Here is a 13,304-nt window from a genome sequence, read left to right as displayed (position 1 = left end):
CTAGTAGGAGGCGCCTCCGGCCCGCAGCTCGGGCGGGATGGCGTCGATGGGGATGCCGGCGTTCACCGCCAGATAATCGGCCAGTTGGCCGCGCTCGGCCGGGGTCAGGGGCACGCCGACATGGCTGGGCTTGGCCATGGTGCCAAGCCAGGCCTCCCGGGCGCGGGCTTGGGTCACGACCACCGTGATGATGTGGCAGGATTGGCAACGCGCCAGCGCCATGTCGCGCCCATCGAGCGGCAGGGCGGCGGGGTCGGCCGGGGCGGCATAGGCCAGATAATCGGCCAGCGTCTGCGCCTGCCATTCGTCCAGCATCTGCACCCCCGGCAGATCGCCCTTGGTGATGGCGGCCAGCCAGTCGGGCGCCGCGTGCTTTTCGGCGAGTTTTGCCGCCAGCGCGGGGTCGGCTGCGAGAAGGCCCTGCAGGATCGTCCGCCCGCCCTCGGGAATGAAGGCGAAATAGTCCGTCCCGGCTGCCATTGCCCCGGTCATGCCGGCGGTCAGGACCGCCAGAGCCGCCAGGCCTCGCACCTTCGCCACCGCTATCATCGCCGCCTCCTTTCAGAACGCCATCACGGGTCAGAACCGCATCTCGGGCGGTACGTCCTCGATCCGCATCGGCATGTTGAGCGCCGAGTAATCGGCGAAGATCTCGCGTTCGGCCTGGGTCATCGGGATGACCTTGTGGAAGGGCGAGGCGAAGACGACGAGCCAGCCGCTCCGGTCGCGCCGCTGCATGAGGTAGCCCGAGAAAAGCGAATGGCAGGATTGGCACTGGGCAAGCGCCAGATCGTGGCCATCGGGGGGCAGGCTTGCGGCAGGGCTTTCGCCGGAGCCTTCCCCCGCCGGGCGCGGCGCGATGTGGGAGAGGTAGGCCGCAAGGGTCGCAACCTCGCGCGGGGTCAGGCCGGAGGAGGCCAGCGCGGCCTGCCAGTCCTGCGGGCTGCGGGTCCGGGTCAGGGCGTCACGCTGCGCAGCGGGGTCGGGAAAGGCGCGCAGGAACAGACCGCGCCCGCCATCCGGCATGAAGGCGAAACTGCCCCCCGGCGCCGCCGTGCCGCCCGCCAAGGCCGTGCCGACCACGACTGTGCCCAGCACGGCCAGAAGGGCCATCAGGCCGGCGGCGGTCTGGGTGCATCCCCCCTTCATCCCGTCCCGCCGAAATCGAGGATCGGGACGATGACCTCATCAATCGCGGGCAGCCCCGCGAAATCCCGGCCGCGCAGATGGTCGAGGCGGACCACCGTCCGGTCGTCGATATATTGCTCGCCGCAGTCGGGGCAGACCAGCGCGGGGATGTTGCGCACGACGACCAGACCGTCGTCCTGCCAGAAGGCGGTGCTGATCAGATCCGGGTGCAGGATGCCCGTGTTGCAACGCTCGCAACTCACGCGCAAAGCGCCGGGCATCAGGTCGACCGGGCCGGTTTCGGGGGTGTTTGTCTGTCCGTGCATGGCTTACCCCATTGCCTTGGCGGCGTTCACGATGCGGTCGGCGGTGACTTTCATCCAGCCGAACATCTCGGGCGAGGCGGGGGGCGGCGCGTCGGGGAAGGCCAGCCGGCGGAAGCGGGCGCCCTCCACGTTCTCGGCGCAGCGCGCCACCACTTCGGCGGCGGGGCCAAGGGTGTAGTAGCTCTGGTCCACCGCCAAAAGCCGCTTGGTCTTGGCCACCGAAGTGACCAGCGTCTCGGTGTCCATCTGCTTGAGCACGCGCAGGTCGATCACCTCGACCGACATGCCGGCCTCGCCCAGGCGCTTGGCGGCCTCCAGCACGTCGGGCATCCCGCCGCCGGAGCCGACCAACGTCAGATCGGTGCCCTTCTGGCGCACCGCGGCCTTGTCGAGTGGGATGACATAGGGCTCGTCCGGTACCTCTTCGGACAGCATGCGCAGGCCCGCGGGGTAGAGATACACCACCGGATCGGGGCTGCGCAGGGCCGCGTGCATCAGGCCCTTGGCGTCATAGGGGGTGGAGGGGATCACGGTGCGCACGCCGGGGATATGCATGTAGACCGAGTCGATCTCGTAATCCGAATGCTGGCCGGCGAAACCCGGGGTCTGGCCGGTCATCTCCAGCACGAAAACCACCGGCATCGAAGCCTTGCCCCCGGTCATGTGGCGCAGCTTGCCCGCGTGGTTCTGGATCAGCTGAAACGGCATGCCCGCGCCCTGATAGGGAATGTAGGTCGCCGCACGAGACCCGGCGAGGCCGGCGCCCAGCACGGCCGAACACATCCAGTTTTCATCGATCCCGGTGTTGACCACGCGCTTGCGGCCAAATTCGGTCTCCAGGTTGATCACCGGCATCCCGGCGTTCGAGGCGACAGGCGGGGTCAATTCGAAAATCCAGATCATCTTCGGATCGGCCCGCATCTCGGCCGCGACGGCCTCCAGCACGGCATACATCCAGGTCTTGACGGTCATGGCGATCCTCCTCAGGCGATCTGGCGAGGGAGAACCTCGCCTTCTGCGAAGACATGTTTCAGCCCGTCCTCGGGCTTGCACAGCGGCTGTGCGGCGGCCCATGTGAAGGCTTCGGCGACCTCGGCCTTGACCTCTTCCTCCAGCTGGTCTGCGGCCTCGGCGGTCAGGACGCCCCAGTCGATCAGCGTCTTGCGGGCGATGTCGACCGGGTCGCGCTGCATCCAGTCGCGGACCTCGCGTTCGGGGCGAAAGGAGGTGATGGCCAGGGGGTCATAGCCAAAGGCGCCGAGCTTGCCGACCTCGGCCCCCGGGGCGCCCCAGTGGTTGTAGTAGCGGTAGGTCTTGGCCTCGATGAAACTGGGGCCGCCGCCGGCGCGGGCGCGGTCCACCGCCTCTTTCGCGGCGTTGAAGACCTGGAAGACGTCCTGCCCATCCACCACCCGGGCGGGAATGCCATAGGCGCGGGCGGCGTCGGCGATATCGGTATGCGGGCTGGAATAGGAATAATGGGCGTATTGGTGATAGAGGTTGTTTTCCAGCACATAGATGAAGGGCAGGTCCAGAAGGCGCGCGTTGTTCAGGGCCGAATGGAAATGCGGCGTCGCATAGGTGCCGTCGCCGCCGAAGACCACGGCGACCTGATCCGATCCGCGCGCCCGGAAGGCAAAGGCCGATCCGGTGGCGATCACATGGCCGGGGCCGATCATCCCGTCCGCCCCCATGAAGCCGACCGAGGGGTCGGAGATATGCATCTCGGCCGCATAACCGCCATTGAGGCCGGTGGCGCGAAAGTCCATCTCGGCCTGCATCAGTTTCATGTCGACGCCCTTGGCCAGCGCATGGCCCGAGGGGCGGTGCGTGGAGTAGACGAGGTCGAGCTGGTCAAACGGCCCCTCGTTGCGCAGGGCGGCGCAGACGCCGGTGGCGACCGCCTCCTGCCCGACGTAGAAGTGGTTGTAGGCGCGGTAGGTCGGGTCGCTGAGCATCTTGTCGGCCATGGTGCGTTCATGCCAGCGGATGCGCAGGATCGTGCGCAGCATGCCCTTCAGCTTGTCGTCCGGCAGGTCCATCGCATAATAGCCGATCTGGCCATCCGCCCGCGCCACCGTGGCGGAAAGGCTGGCCACGGCACCCGCGATGCCGGCCACCTGCATGAACCCGCGCCGGGTCAGTCCGCCCGCCGCAGGGTTGGAGTTCTCGGCAGACATCCTTCATCCTCCTCCTCGTGACGAGTCGAAGGTCATTCTGCCCGAGCGGCCCAACACAGCATTGTCCGCCGTCAACGCGGCCCGCACGCTGCTCCGCTAGCCTGCATCTGTTCAGTTTGCGGCCATCCGGCCCGGGCCTTGGTCCGGGCCGGATGGCAAAGCTTCCTCCCGGTGGCAGAGGGTCAGCGGGGGCATCAATCTGTTGCGAAGCATCCGCGCCCGTGAGGACGATCATGCCCAACCCAAACTCCGTTCCCGTCCGGCAGGACACCCGCCCGGGACCGCTCTTCTGGCCCGATCCTCCTTTTGCCATGCGCGGCGCCTCCACCGCACTTTTGCCGGCGATGGACCTGACCGAAAGCGCCGCCGGCTGCCGGATCAGCATCGCCCTGCCCGGGATGGGCCCGGCCAGGGCGGCGGAACGCACGATCCAGATCAGCGCGGCATAGGGGCATCATGGCATTGTTCCGCGACAGGGATGAGGCGGCGGAGGTCTTGATCCGCCATTTGCCGGCTAAAATCGGGAAGGACTGGCTGATCCTTGCCCTGCCGCGCGGCGGCGTGCCCATCGCCGCGGCCCTGGCCCGGCATCTGGGGGCGACGCTGGATCTGTTGATCGTGCGCAAGGTCGGCGTGCCGGGCGACCCCGAACTGGCGCTGGCGGCAGTCACCGGACCGGGGCCGCAGGAGATGACGGTCAACGAGGATCTGCGCGCCATCTTGGGCCTGTCGCGGGACGAGGTCGAAGATCTGGCCCGGCCTGAGGTCGAAGAGATCGCCCGCCGGCGCAAGCTTTGGGCGGCGCCGGGGCTGAGCTTGGCGGGGCGGCGGGTGCTGATCGTCGATGACGGCGCGGCCACCGGCACCACGCTGCGCGCCGCCCTCGCGGCCGCCACCCGGCAGGGCGCATGGCAGGTGGGCGTGGCCTTGCCCCTGGCGCTGGGCCATGCGCTGCGCGGTCTGCCGGGGTCCGTGACGCCCGTGATCTGCCCCCATCCCGCGGCGGCTTTCCCGAGCGTGGGTGCGGGATACCAGCATTTCCCCCAGGTCGGCGATGACGAAGTGGCCGAACTTCTGTCCACCCTGTCACCCAGCACCCGGCCTTGACCTCCCCTCCCTCCCGGGGCTGGCCTGGCCCGGATGCCCCGCGCTGTTATGTCCCGGATGCGACGGGACGTGCTTTGTGCTATGAACAGCAGGCTCATCGGTCGGGGTCGGCATGAAGGATATTTCCATTCTCGTGGTGGACGATGAGGAGGCGGTGCGCGCCGTCCTCCGCGCCGGGCTGGAGAACGAGGATTGGTCGGTCACCGAAGCCGCCGACAAGGCGCAGATGTTCGCGGCGCTGGAACGCGAAAGCTTCGATCTGGTGACGCTGGACCTCGGGCTGGGCGACGACGACGGCCTGGCGCTGGCGCGCGAGTTGCGCGGGCGCTGGAACATCCCGGTCCTGATGATCACCGGCCGGGGGCAGCCGATCGACCGTGTGAGCGGGCTGGAACACGGCGCGGACGACTATATCGTCAAGCCGTTTCACATCCGCGAGGTGATCCTGCGCATCCGCAACACGCTGGAGCGCTACCGGACGCAGCTGGAAAAGGACGGGCCGCTGGTCTACGACCACAGCGCCTTCGACTGCCGCAAGGGCACGGTCACCCACCCCGATGGCTCTGTCATCGAACTGACCGGCATCGAGCAGCGGCTGTTCGAGTTTCTGGCCCGCCACCCCGGCCGCGTTGTCAGCCGGGACGAGATCGCCCAGGCGCTGCACGGGCGCGACTGGTCGCCCTTCGACCGCTCGATCGACGGCCATGTCGCCCGTTTGCGCCGCAAGGTGGAACCGCGGGGCGAGGCGCCGGTGCTGATCCGCTCGGTGCGGGGCGTCGGCTATGTCTTTGCGGCCGAGGTCAAGCCGGCGCCCGACCCTTCCTGAGCGCCTCGGCCACCGCCTCGGCCAGCGCCTTCAGCGGATAGGGCTTGGACAGGAGGGGCACCGGGGCGTCGCCGCCGTCCTCGTCATGCAGGGTGGCCGAAACATGGCCCGAGGTCAGCAGGAGTGCGATCCCCGGGTGGCGCGCGCGCAGCTCGCGGATAAGATCGTAGCCCGACCGCGAGCCGGGCATCACCACGTCGGAAAATACCAGGTCCACCGGCTCCCCGGCGTCGATCAGCGCCAGGGCGGCGTCGGCATTGCCGGCCTCGATCACGGAATAGCCGATCGCCTCCAGCCGAAGGATCGTCGCATCGCGCACCATGGGGTCGTCCTCGACCACCAGCACCAGTTCGCCATTGCCGAAGGGGTATCCCTCGTCCGCCTGCGCCGCGTGCGGCATGGGCACATCCGCGATGGGCAGGTGGATCGACACATCGGTCCCGTCGCCGGGGATCGAGGAGACTTTCAGGAAGCCGCCCGCCCGTTCCGTCGTCATGGTGACGCTGGTCAGGCCCAGCCCGCTGCCCCGTTCGGCCGGCTTGGTGGTGAAGAAGGGCTCGCCCACCCGGGCGGCCACCTCTTTCGGCATGCCCGGCCCGTAATCGCGGACCGAGATCCGCAGATAGCGCCCGGGCCGTTTGGCGCCGCTGGCCCGGGCCGCGGCCTCGTCCAGCGTCAGGACCTCGGTCCGGATGTCGATCTGCCCGCCGCCAGGTTGCGCGTCGCGCGCGTTCATCACCAGGTTCAGGATCGCGCCATCGACCTCGGGCGGGTCGGCGATCACCACCGCTCCGCTGGCCCCGGGGTGGAAATGAAACACGATCTCGTCGCTGAGCACGCGCTGGAACACATCCCAGACCTTGGTGATATGGTCGTCGATCAAAAGGGGCTGGCCCTTGGCCTGATGACCGCCCGCCAGCGCCAGAAGCCGCTTGTTGAACCCCGCGCCCATCTCGGCCGCGTCGGCCGCGTTGCGCAAAAGGTGCTGCAGATCGTCGTCGACCGTGCGCAGGTTGGCCAGCTCCAGATTGGCGAGGATGACGGTCAGGATGTTGTTGAAGTCGTGCGCCACCATGCCGGCGAGCCGTCCCACCGTCTCCAGCCGCTGCGCGCGTGACAAGGCTTCCTGCAGGCGGCGGCTTTCGGTCTGGTCCACGATCAGCCCGACCATCCGGGCGGGTTTGCGCTCCGCCCCCTCGCCGCTGAACAGAACGCGGGCCTGCACCTCCATCACCCGTTCGACGCCCTCCACCAGGGGGCGGACCTCACAGGCGAAGCGTCCGTCGCCCCGGGGGTCGAGCGCGCGCCGCTGCGCTTCCATATAGCCTGCAAGGTCGGTCGGGCGCAAAAGCGTAGTCCAGCCGTCGGTCGTCGCGGGGATCTGGCTGCGGTCGATGTGCAAGAGATCGACATAACTGTCGGAAATCGTGGATTTTGCAGTTGCCAGGTCATGTTCGAACAGGCCGATCCCCAGCGATGTCGTGATCTGCTGCAAGCGTTCGGCGGCGCGGCGCAGTTCGGAGTCGACCAACTTGCGGGCGGTGATGTCCTCGCTGAACATCGCTATGGCCACGACCCTGCCGCCATGGTCGGTGACCGGGCGTATGCGCCAGCGCAGACAGACATCGCGGCCGTCGTCCAGCCGGCAGGGGTCCTCCTCGCAGTCGACCGCCTCGCCTGCCAGCGCCAGACGGTGGGCCTCGCGCCAGCGTTCGGGCGCGCCGGGAAAGACCTCGTAGGGGGAGCGGCCGGACAGATCCTGCGACCCCAGCGCATAGCTGCGGGCCCATTCCTGCGACCAGGCAAGGTAGCGCATGTCGCGGTCGAACATCGCCATGGCCACCGGCGCATTCGACACGAACAGCGAAAACGTCCCATCCAGCGGGGCGGTGCTTCTTTTCGGTCGCGACCTGCCCCTGCCCATCCGGCGTCCCTCCCACTCACTACAAGCGCACGCAGTAGCGCACAATTCTACACAATTTCCGGTCTGCCGTCTTGGGGAGAGTTCTGGCATCGTTAGACCACGAATTGCCCGGTTGGGGTGTCAGGCCGGGCCTTCGTGCGTCTCTGTTCAAGGGGGGAAGCCTATGTCGATCACCCAGATTCACCGAACCTCGGCGGGCGACCGCTGCCAGACCTGCCAGGTGCGTCACCTCGGCTTTTGCAGCTGGTTCGATGCCGAGGGTTCCGCGCAGATCGTCAGCAGGTCCCGACAAAGCCGCTTTGCCGCGGGGGATCCGATCCTGCGGCAGGGCGAGGCGGTCGACCGGACCGGAATCATCCTGAACGGGCTGATCAAGATCGTGCGCAATGACGAGGATGGCGAGGAGCATGTGATCCAGCTTCTGCACCCCGGAGAGATGGTGGGCGACCCCCAGGCCACGGAATCTGCGTTTTCCTGGCAGGCGGCCACCGATGCCGAGCTTTGCTGGCTGCCGCCCGCGACGCTCTCCGCTGCCATTCGCGCCTATCCGGCGGCCTATCGCTGCCATCTGGAAGCGACGATGCGGCTGGTGCGGGAGCAGCGCTTTGCCGAAGTCGCCCTGCGCGGCCGCAATTCCCTGCAGCGGGTGGCCCATTGGCTGTTTCTGCAGATCCCGCCCGAGGCCACGGCCGGGCCGATCCGGCTGCGCATCGTGCTGAGCCGGCGCGACCTCGCCTCGCTGCTGCAGATGACGGTCGAGACCCTGTGCCGCGCGCTGCACCAGATGGAGGAACGCGGGGCGATCCGGTTGGCGGAGTCTGACCTTGTGGAGCTTTGCGACCGGTCGCGGCTGAAGATGCTGGGGCGCGGGCAGGACGAACGCCTGCAGGAGACGCTGTTGCAGGACGGCTGGGAATGGGGCGCGCGGCCTGTCGGGCCACGCCCCCTGCCGCCGGCAAAGCCCACCCCGCCGCGCCTGACCGCAGTGGCCGAGGGGCGCCGGGTCGTCTGAGCGCGTTGCCGGCGGGAAGGGCCGCTTTCAGGTCCGGTGGCTGACCGCGACATATTCCGAGGGTACATGATGGCCGCGGCGCACCAGCTTTTCGGTCATGATCGTGTTGCGCATGGTCAGGGCCGAGACGACGAAGGCCGCCGTGCAGCCGACCATCAGGGGCAGGAGGCAATCGAACTGCCCGGTGATCTCCATCGCGAAAACCACAGAGGTGAACAGCGCCCGCGACGCCCCGGCGAAACTCGCGGCCATGCCGATCAGCCCCGCCATCCGCAGATCGACGCCGGCATGGGGAAACACCGCCTGCATCGCCTGACCCGTCAGCACGCCGATGCCGCCGCCGATCGTGAAGATCGGCGCCAGCGTGCCGCCCGAGGTGCCGCTGCCCAAGGCGACCGACCACGAGACGAACTTCAGTACGCAGAACACCGCAAGCGTCGTGCCGACGAACTGGCCGTTCAGCAGCATGTCGATGTTCTCGTAGCCGACGCCCATGGTCTGCGGCGCCACGAAGCCGACCAGTCCGACCACCAGCCCGCCGATGGCAGGCCACCACATCCAGTGCAGGGGCAGCTTCTCGAACGCGTCTTCGATCAGGTAGATCGAGCGCGACATGGCCACCGCCACCAGACCCATCACGGCCCCTTCGACCAGATAGGCAATCAGCGCCGTCTGCGTTGCCGGGGCCATCGTGCCGACATGGAACAGCGGGTCCGCCCCGAAGAGGAAGGGCCGCAGGACGATGGCCGTCAGCACGGCGGCGGTCACCGGGATGAAGGAGCGGGGCCGGAACTCGAACATCAGCAGCTCGATGGCCAGAAGGATGGCCGCGAAAGGCGTGCCGAAGATCGCGGTCATCCCCGCGGCGGCGCCCGCTGCCAGCAAGGTCTTGCGCTCCAGCGCCGAGACATGGACGACCTGACCCAGCCATGACCCCAGCGCCCCGCCGGTCGCAATGATCGGCCCCTCGGCCCCGAACGGCCCGCCGGTGCCGATGGCGATGGCGGCGGACAGGGGTTTGAGGAAGGTCATCCGCCGCGGGATGCGGCTTTCGTTGGTCAGGACCTGCTCCATCGCCTCGGGGATGCCGTGGCCCCGGATCGCCTTCGACCCATAGCGCGCCATCAGCCCCACGATCAGCGATCCGACCACCGGCACGACGATGACCCAAAGCCCCAGCCGGTTGGCCCAGGGCGTCGTCATCTCGGCCGAGATCCTGCCATAGAAGGCGAGGTTGGTGATCAGGCCGATCAGAAGGACCAGCATCCGGGCGACACAGGCGACCACCACCGCGATCCCGGCGCTGAGGAGGACGATCTTCATCGCCCGGCGGTCCAGGGTCATGGCATGCCGCACCACCCCCGCCTCTTCAAGCGTGGCGGCCAGACCCACGGAAATCGGCAGGCCGGGCGTGGTGGAGGCCTCTTCGACGGGATGGCGGCTCATTTCGGATCGACCTTCTGGCTGGTGTCTGGTTCGAAGAACATGACCGGCGTCTCCTCGGACAGACCGGCGGCGAGGATGAGGGCGTCAAGCCCCTGCGCCAGCTGAGCCACCAAGGGTGGCGGCAGGTCCCGCAGTGCCTGCATCAACTTCTCCTGGGCGGTCAGGACCGTGTTGCGCGCGACGGCGCTGCCCGCCTCGGTCAGATACAGCGCGCAGCGCCGGCCATCCTCCGGCGTGCGCACCCGGCGCAGCAACCCCCGGCCCTCCAGGCGGCTGACCACCTCGGACACGGTGCTTTGATGGGTGAAGGTCAGCCCGGCCAGATCGTTGACCGAAACACCGTCGCGCGCGGCGACATGTTTCAGGACAAGCGCCTGCGCCCCGGTGATCCTGGCGCTTTGCTGGTTCTGCACCGAGGACTGGCGCAGGGCCTGCACGATGCGCCTGAGCGCATCCATGATTGTTTGGGCATCGGACGTCATGCGGGCCTCTTTGGCGCTGCGAATCAATATGGGAACCCATATAAATTGCCCCTTAGCCGCCCCACCGTGCCTTGTCGAGCCTTCGTGGCGGTCTGGCGGGGATCGGGCGCGCATTGCCCCGCTGCGCGGCGCCTGTCAGGGCAGCGGCCTCGGAAGGCGAGGGCCGGTTTCGGTGATGATGAGCTGCATCGCAATGTCATGGGGCTGCGGGAAGATCGTGCGCAGCTGCGCCGCGTCGAGGCCCAGGCCCATCGCAAAGGGCCGCGGCTGCAGTGCCGCCAGCGTGCGGTCAAAATAGCCGCCGCCATAGCCCAGCCTGTAGCCCGCGGCATCCCAGCCGACCACCGGGGCCAGGGTGATGTCGGGTGTGACCTGCGGCCCCTCGGCGGGGACGGGGATGTTCCAGAAGCCGCGCTCCATCCGGGTTTCGGGCGTCCAGCGGCGGAAGATCAGCGGCGCGCCGGGGGTGATCACCAGCGGCAGGGCCGCCTGCGCCCCGCGCGCCGCAAGGCCCGCCAGCCAGTGCCGCAGGTTCAGCTCGGACCTGATCGGCCACCAGGCAGAGATCGTCAGGCCCTGCAGCGTGCCGAACCGGTCTTCCAGCACGCGGTCCAGATGGTCCGCGATGGCCTGTGCGGCGGCCTGCCGCGTCACGACCGGCAGTGCGGCGCGGCAGGCCAGCAGCCGCTGCCGTTCCGCCCTGCGCCAGACCGCAACGTCGCGGGCCTGTTCGGGGTCGACATGGGCCGGGTCGAACGCATCGGCCATGCAGGGCGGCGAGGCGGGCGGTTTCATGCGGTCATCCCCTGCAGCCTGGCGAGGGCGGTGCGCGCCTCTGACAGGATCGCCGCGATGCGGTCGGCGGCTGTCGGCAGATCGTCGATCAGTGCGGCACTTTGCCCGGCAAAGGCCGCCATCGCCTCCAGGTTGCCTGTCGTGCAGCGCAGCGGCGAGTCGGTGGCGTAGCGGTAAAGCGGGCGCCCCTCCTCCCAGGCGATCACCTCACGCGGCAGGCGGTCGGGGTGGTGGCCCATCAGGTCATGGCCCAGGGCATCGGTCACCGAATTGCGGATGACGCGCACCGGCGAGTTCGCAGGCCAGTTGATCGCGAAAGCGTCGGTGTAGACGGTATCTTCCGCCCGGGCGGCGATCACGCGCGCCTTGTGGTCGTCATGGGCATAGGATTCCCGGGTGGCCAGAAAGGCCGTGCCGCAGTGGATGCCCTGCGCGCCGAGGGCGAGGGCCGCGATCAGGCTCGCGCCGGTGGCGAAGCCGCCGGAGGCGATCAGCGGCAGGGACGTTGCGCGCGCCACCTGCTCCAGCAGAACCAGGGCCGCCACCGTGCCATGCACATGGCCGCCCGCCTCCACCCCCTGCACGATCAGCACATCGGCCCCGGCCGCCTCTGCCGCCCGCGCCGCGGCGAGCGAGCCCACCTGATGCAGCACCAGACAGCCCGCCGCCTTGGCCCTGGCCACGACCTCCGGCACCACATCCCAGAAAAAGCACATCGCGGGCACGGCGCGCTCAAGGCAGACCTGCATCTCTGCCGCAAGCAAGGCGGGATCAGTGGCCGCCGGGATCAGGTTCACCGCGAAGGGGCGCGCGGTTCGGGCCCGCACCGCGTCGATCTCTGCCGCGATCCGGGCCGGGCTTTCGCGCACCATGCCCAGCATGCCGAAGCCACCGGCTTTGGCCACCGCGGAAACCAGTTCGGAGCGCGCCACCCCGCCCATTCCGGCCAGCAGGATCGGCACCTCGCATCCCAGTAGCGCGCAGACCGGGGTCTGCAAACGGCGATCGGACATGGCGTCTCTCCTCCTTGAAAGCTGCGCTAGAAGCGTGGCGGCAGACCGGCCCGGCCATAGGCGGTACGGGCGTCCTCAATGTTCATAAGGATCGACCCGGCGATCCGCTCGGCCCGTTCGATGACCCAGGCGGCGCCGGCGGGCGAGCAGACCTCGTGTGCGGTCTGGCGGAACAGGGTGAGCCAGCGGTCGAAATGCGCGGCCTCCACCGGCAGGGGCAGATGCTTGGGGATCGGCTGGCCATGATAGCGCCCCGTCATCAGCGCCACCGACGACCAGAACGCCACCATCTGCGCCAGATGGGGGCCCCAGTCGGTGATGCGCGCGGCAAAGACCGGGCCGAGCAGCGGGTCCGACCGCACACGGTCGTAAAAGCCATGCACGAGCCGCTCCAGGACCCTGTCGTCCAGTCCGGTGCGCACCATCAGATCGGCGGTCACCGCCGGGCGCAGGCTGAAGGCTTGTGAAGTTGTCATCGGTTGCGTCTCCATCGCGCCGTCCCCGGGTCGGGACTCATCGGGTATCCTGCGCTTTAACAGGTACATCATATATCCTTTAAAGCCGGTGAGAAGGGCCCGCATGCGCCGGGCATACGGACCCTTCGACCGTGCCGGCCTGAATGCCGGTTACTTGATCGAGGCGAGGTAGGCCGCGATGTCCTCGCCCCCGGTGGCCATCTTGAAGGTCATCTTGGCCACGACCTTGTCATTGCCGGTCTGGGCCTTCAGCCAGGCGGTGGGGTCGGTGACATAGGCCGCCACCATCGCCTCGTCCCAGATCGTGCCCTTGGCGCCGACCGCCGCGATCGAGTCGCCATATTTGAAATCGGCAAGGCTCGCGACCTTGCGGCCGATCACGCCGTAAAGGTTCGGGCCGGTCTTGCCGCCCTTCTGGATCGCGGTGCCATCGGGCGCCACGATGGAATGGCACGCCTTGCAGCGCTTGAAGTCATCGGCCCCCTTGGTGGCGTCGCCGGCGGCAAGGGCCGGGGCGGCGGCGAGGGTGAGGGCGGCAATCAGGGTCAGGGTTTTCATCGTAATCTCCATGAAGGGCAGGGGGGGTGAG

Annotated in this window: 16 protein-coding genes; 4 read left to right on the top strand and 12 right to left on the bottom strand. The window is 68.4% G+C overall.

The features are described from left to right. The 5 genes from AC1DVR_RS16705 to AC1DVR_RS16685 are packed head-to-tail and all read right to left on the bottom strand — an operon-like array spanning window position 1 to window position 3,634. On the bottom strand, window positions 1-549 hold the full coding sequence (locus AC1DVR_RS16705) for a hypothetical protein (protein WP_478001735.1): 549 nt from the start codon (window positions 547-549) through the stop codon (window positions 1-3). Window positions 550-579: 30 nt separating this feature from the next. Further along, window positions 580-1,149, bottom strand: coding sequence for a hypothetical protein (locus tag AC1DVR_RS16700; protein WP_478001734.1), 570 nt, complete (start codon window positions 1,147-1,149; stop codon window positions 580-582). After that, complete coding sequence (locus AC1DVR_RS16695) at window positions 1,146-1,454, bottom strand: type II toxin-antitoxin system MqsA family antitoxin (protein WP_478001733.1); 309 nt, start codon at window positions 1,452-1,454, stop codon at window positions 1,146-1,148. Before AC1DVR_RS16695 ends, AC1DVR_RS16700 begins: the two co-directional genes overlap by 4 nt. Before the next feature lie 3 nt (window positions 1,455-1,457). Continuing rightward, a complete protein-coding gene (locus AC1DVR_RS16690) occupies window positions 1,458-2,426 on the bottom strand; it encodes an alpha-ketoacid dehydrogenase subunit beta (RefSeq protein WP_478001732.1) in 969 nt (322 codons plus the stop codon). An 11-nt stretch (window positions 2,427-2,437) separates the two neighbouring features. Continuing rightward, window positions 2,438-3,634 (bottom strand): thiamine pyrophosphate-dependent dehydrogenase E1 component subunit alpha, encoded by a 1,197-nt coding sequence (locus AC1DVR_RS16685; protein WP_478001731.1) that lies wholly within the window; start codon window positions 3,632-3,634, stop codon window positions 2,438-2,440. 233 nt (window positions 3,635-3,867) lie between these two features. Between AC1DVR_RS16685 and AC1DVR_RS16680 the strand changes: the two genes are divergently transcribed. The 3 genes from AC1DVR_RS16680 to AC1DVR_RS16670 all read left to right on the top strand — a co-directional run bounded on the left by AC1DVR_RS16680 (window position 3,868) and on the right by AC1DVR_RS16670 (window position 5,567). Then, complete coding sequence (locus AC1DVR_RS16680; RefSeq protein ID WP_478001730.1) at window positions 3,868-4,083, top strand: hypothetical protein; 216 nt, start codon at window positions 3,868-3,870, stop codon at window positions 4,081-4,083. Between the two features lie 7 nt (window positions 4,084-4,090). Then, window positions 4,091-4,741 carry a phosphoribosyltransferase gene (locus tag AC1DVR_RS16675; protein WP_478001729.1) on the top strand — a complete coding sequence of 217 codons (651 nt, stop codon included), beginning with the start codon at window positions 4,091-4,093 and terminating at the stop codon, window positions 4,739-4,741. Window positions 4,742-4,853: 112 nt separating this feature from the next. Further along, window positions 4,854-5,567, top strand: a complete 714-nt coding sequence (locus AC1DVR_RS16670; protein ID WP_478001728.1) for a response regulator transcription factor — start codon at window positions 4,854-4,856, stop codon at window positions 5,565-5,567. Here the strand turns inward: AC1DVR_RS16670 and AC1DVR_RS16665 are convergent. Then, a complete protein-coding gene (locus tag AC1DVR_RS16665; RefSeq protein WP_478001727.1) occupies window positions 5,542-7,491 on the bottom strand; it encodes a hybrid sensor histidine kinase/response regulator in 1,950 nt (649 codons plus the stop codon). The two genes, AC1DVR_RS16670 and AC1DVR_RS16665, sit on opposite strands and share 26 nt — an antisense overlap. Before the next feature lie 163 nt (window positions 7,492-7,654). Here AC1DVR_RS16665 and AC1DVR_RS16660 point away from each other — a divergent pair, with 163 nt between their 5' ends. Continuing rightward, on the top strand, window positions 7,655-8,503 hold the full coding sequence (locus tag AC1DVR_RS16660) for a Crp/Fnr family transcriptional regulator (protein ID WP_478001726.1): 849 nt from the start codon (window positions 7,655-7,657) through the stop codon (window positions 8,501-8,503). A 27-nt stretch (window positions 8,504-8,530) separates the two neighbouring features. On the opposite strand, the gene AC1DVR_RS16655 is transcribed toward AC1DVR_RS16660, so the two are convergent. From AC1DVR_RS16655 to AC1DVR_RS16630, 6 genes are all read right to left on the bottom strand, one after another. Beyond that, the gene (locus tag AC1DVR_RS16655; RefSeq protein ID WP_478001725.1) at window positions 8,531-9,949 is read right to left on the bottom strand and encodes a chloride channel protein; all 1,419 of its coding nucleotides are present in this window, start codon (window positions 9,947-9,949) and stop codon (window positions 8,531-8,533) included. Beyond that, window positions 9,946-10,431, bottom strand: coding sequence for a MarR family winged helix-turn-helix transcriptional regulator (locus AC1DVR_RS16650; RefSeq protein WP_478001724.1), 486 nt, complete (start codon window positions 10,429-10,431; stop codon window positions 9,946-9,948). Before AC1DVR_RS16650 ends, AC1DVR_RS16655 begins: the two co-directional genes overlap by 4 nt. A gap of 135 nt (window positions 10,432-10,566) precedes the next feature. After that, the gene (locus AC1DVR_RS16645) at window positions 10,567-11,226 is read right to left on the bottom strand and encodes a 5-formyltetrahydrofolate cyclo-ligase (protein ID WP_478001723.1); all 660 of its coding nucleotides are present in this window, start codon (window positions 11,224-11,226) and stop codon (window positions 10,567-10,569) included. Then, on the bottom strand, window positions 11,223-12,239 hold the full coding sequence (locus AC1DVR_RS16640) for an NAD(P)H-dependent flavin oxidoreductase (protein ID WP_478001722.1): 1,017 nt from the start codon (window positions 12,237-12,239) through the stop codon (window positions 11,223-11,225). The genes AC1DVR_RS16645 and AC1DVR_RS16640 overlap by 4 nt, the downstream gene beginning before the upstream one ends. 26 nt (window positions 12,240-12,265) lie before the next feature. After that, window positions 12,266-12,715: a group III truncated hemoglobin gene (locus tag AC1DVR_RS16635; protein WP_478001721.1), complete on the bottom strand. Its 450-nt coding sequence runs from the start codon at window positions 12,713-12,715 to the stop codon at window positions 12,266-12,268. 150 nt (window positions 12,716-12,865) lie between these two features. Then, on the bottom strand, window positions 12,866-13,273 hold the full coding sequence (locus AC1DVR_RS16630) for a c-type cytochrome (protein ID WP_478001720.1): 408 nt from the start codon (window positions 13,271-13,273) through the stop codon (window positions 12,866-12,868). Window positions 13,274-13,304: the final 31 nt, after the last annotated feature.

This window comes from Rhodobacter sp. P2_H5, assembly GCF_056403335.1.
The sequence above is the reverse complement of the archived record's forward strand: the minus strand, read 5'-3'. Positions and strand labels throughout refer to the sequence as shown.

What these genes read in the sequence shown, in the direction of transcription:
- AC1DVR_RS16705 (WP_478001735.1), bottom strand. Translation starts at nt 549, where the DNA reads ATGATAGCGGTGGCGAAGGTGCGAGGCCTGGCGGCTCTGGCGGTCCTG.
- AC1DVR_RS16700 (WP_478001734.1), bottom strand. Translation starts at nt 1,149, where the DNA reads ATGAAGGGGGGATGCACCCAGACCGCCGCCGGCCTGATGGCCCTTCTG.
- AC1DVR_RS16695 (WP_478001733.1), bottom strand. Translation starts at nt 1,454, where the DNA reads ATGCACGGACAGACAAACACCCCCGAAACCGGCCCGGTCGACCTGATG.
- AC1DVR_RS16690 (WP_478001732.1), bottom strand. Translation starts at nt 2,426, where the DNA reads ATGACCGTCAAGACCTGGATGTATGCCGTGCTGGAGGCCGTCGCGGCC.
- AC1DVR_RS16685 (WP_478001731.1), bottom strand. Translation starts at nt 3,634, where the DNA reads ATGTCTGCCGAGAACTCCAACCCTGCGGCGGGCGGACTGACCCGGCGC.
- AC1DVR_RS16680 (WP_478001730.1), top strand. Translation starts at nt 3,868, where the DNA reads ATGCCCAACCCAAACTCCGTTCCCGTCCGGCAGGACACCCGCCCGGGA.
- AC1DVR_RS16675 (WP_478001729.1), top strand. Translation starts at nt 4,091, where the DNA reads ATGGCATTGTTCCGCGACAGGGATGAGGCGGCGGAGGTCTTGATCCGC.
- AC1DVR_RS16670 (WP_478001728.1), top strand. Translation starts at nt 4,854, where the DNA reads ATGAAGGATATTTCCATTCTCGTGGTGGACGATGAGGAGGCGGTGCGC.
- AC1DVR_RS16665 (WP_478001727.1), bottom strand. Translation starts at nt 7,491, where the DNA reads ATGGGCAGGGGCAGGTCGCGACCGAAAAGAAGCACCGCCCCGCTGGAT.
- AC1DVR_RS16660 (WP_478001726.1), top strand. Translation starts at nt 7,655, where the DNA reads ATGTCGATCACCCAGATTCACCGAACCTCGGCGGGCGACCGCTGCCAG.
- AC1DVR_RS16655 (WP_478001725.1), bottom strand. Translation starts at nt 9,949, where the DNA reads ATGAGCCGCCATCCCGTCGAAGAGGCCTCCACCACGCCCGGCCTGCCG.
- AC1DVR_RS16650 (WP_478001724.1), bottom strand. Translation starts at nt 10,431, where the DNA reads ATGACGTCCGATGCCCAAACAATCATGGATGCGCTCAGGCGCATCGTG.
- AC1DVR_RS16645 (WP_478001723.1), bottom strand. Translation starts at nt 11,226, where the DNA reads ATGAAACCGCCCGCCTCGCCGCCCTGCATGGCCGATGCGTTCGACCCG.
- AC1DVR_RS16640 (WP_478001722.1), bottom strand. Translation starts at nt 12,239, where the DNA reads ATGTCCGATCGCCGTTTGCAGACCCCGGTCTGCGCGCTACTGGGATGC.
- AC1DVR_RS16635 (WP_478001721.1), bottom strand. Translation starts at nt 12,715, where the DNA reads ATGACAACTTCACAAGCCTTCAGCCTGCGCCCGGCGGTGACCGCCGAT.
- AC1DVR_RS16630 (WP_478001720.1), bottom strand. Translation starts at nt 13,273, where the DNA reads ATGAAAACCCTGACCCTGATTGCCGCCCTCACCCTCGCCGCCGCCCCG.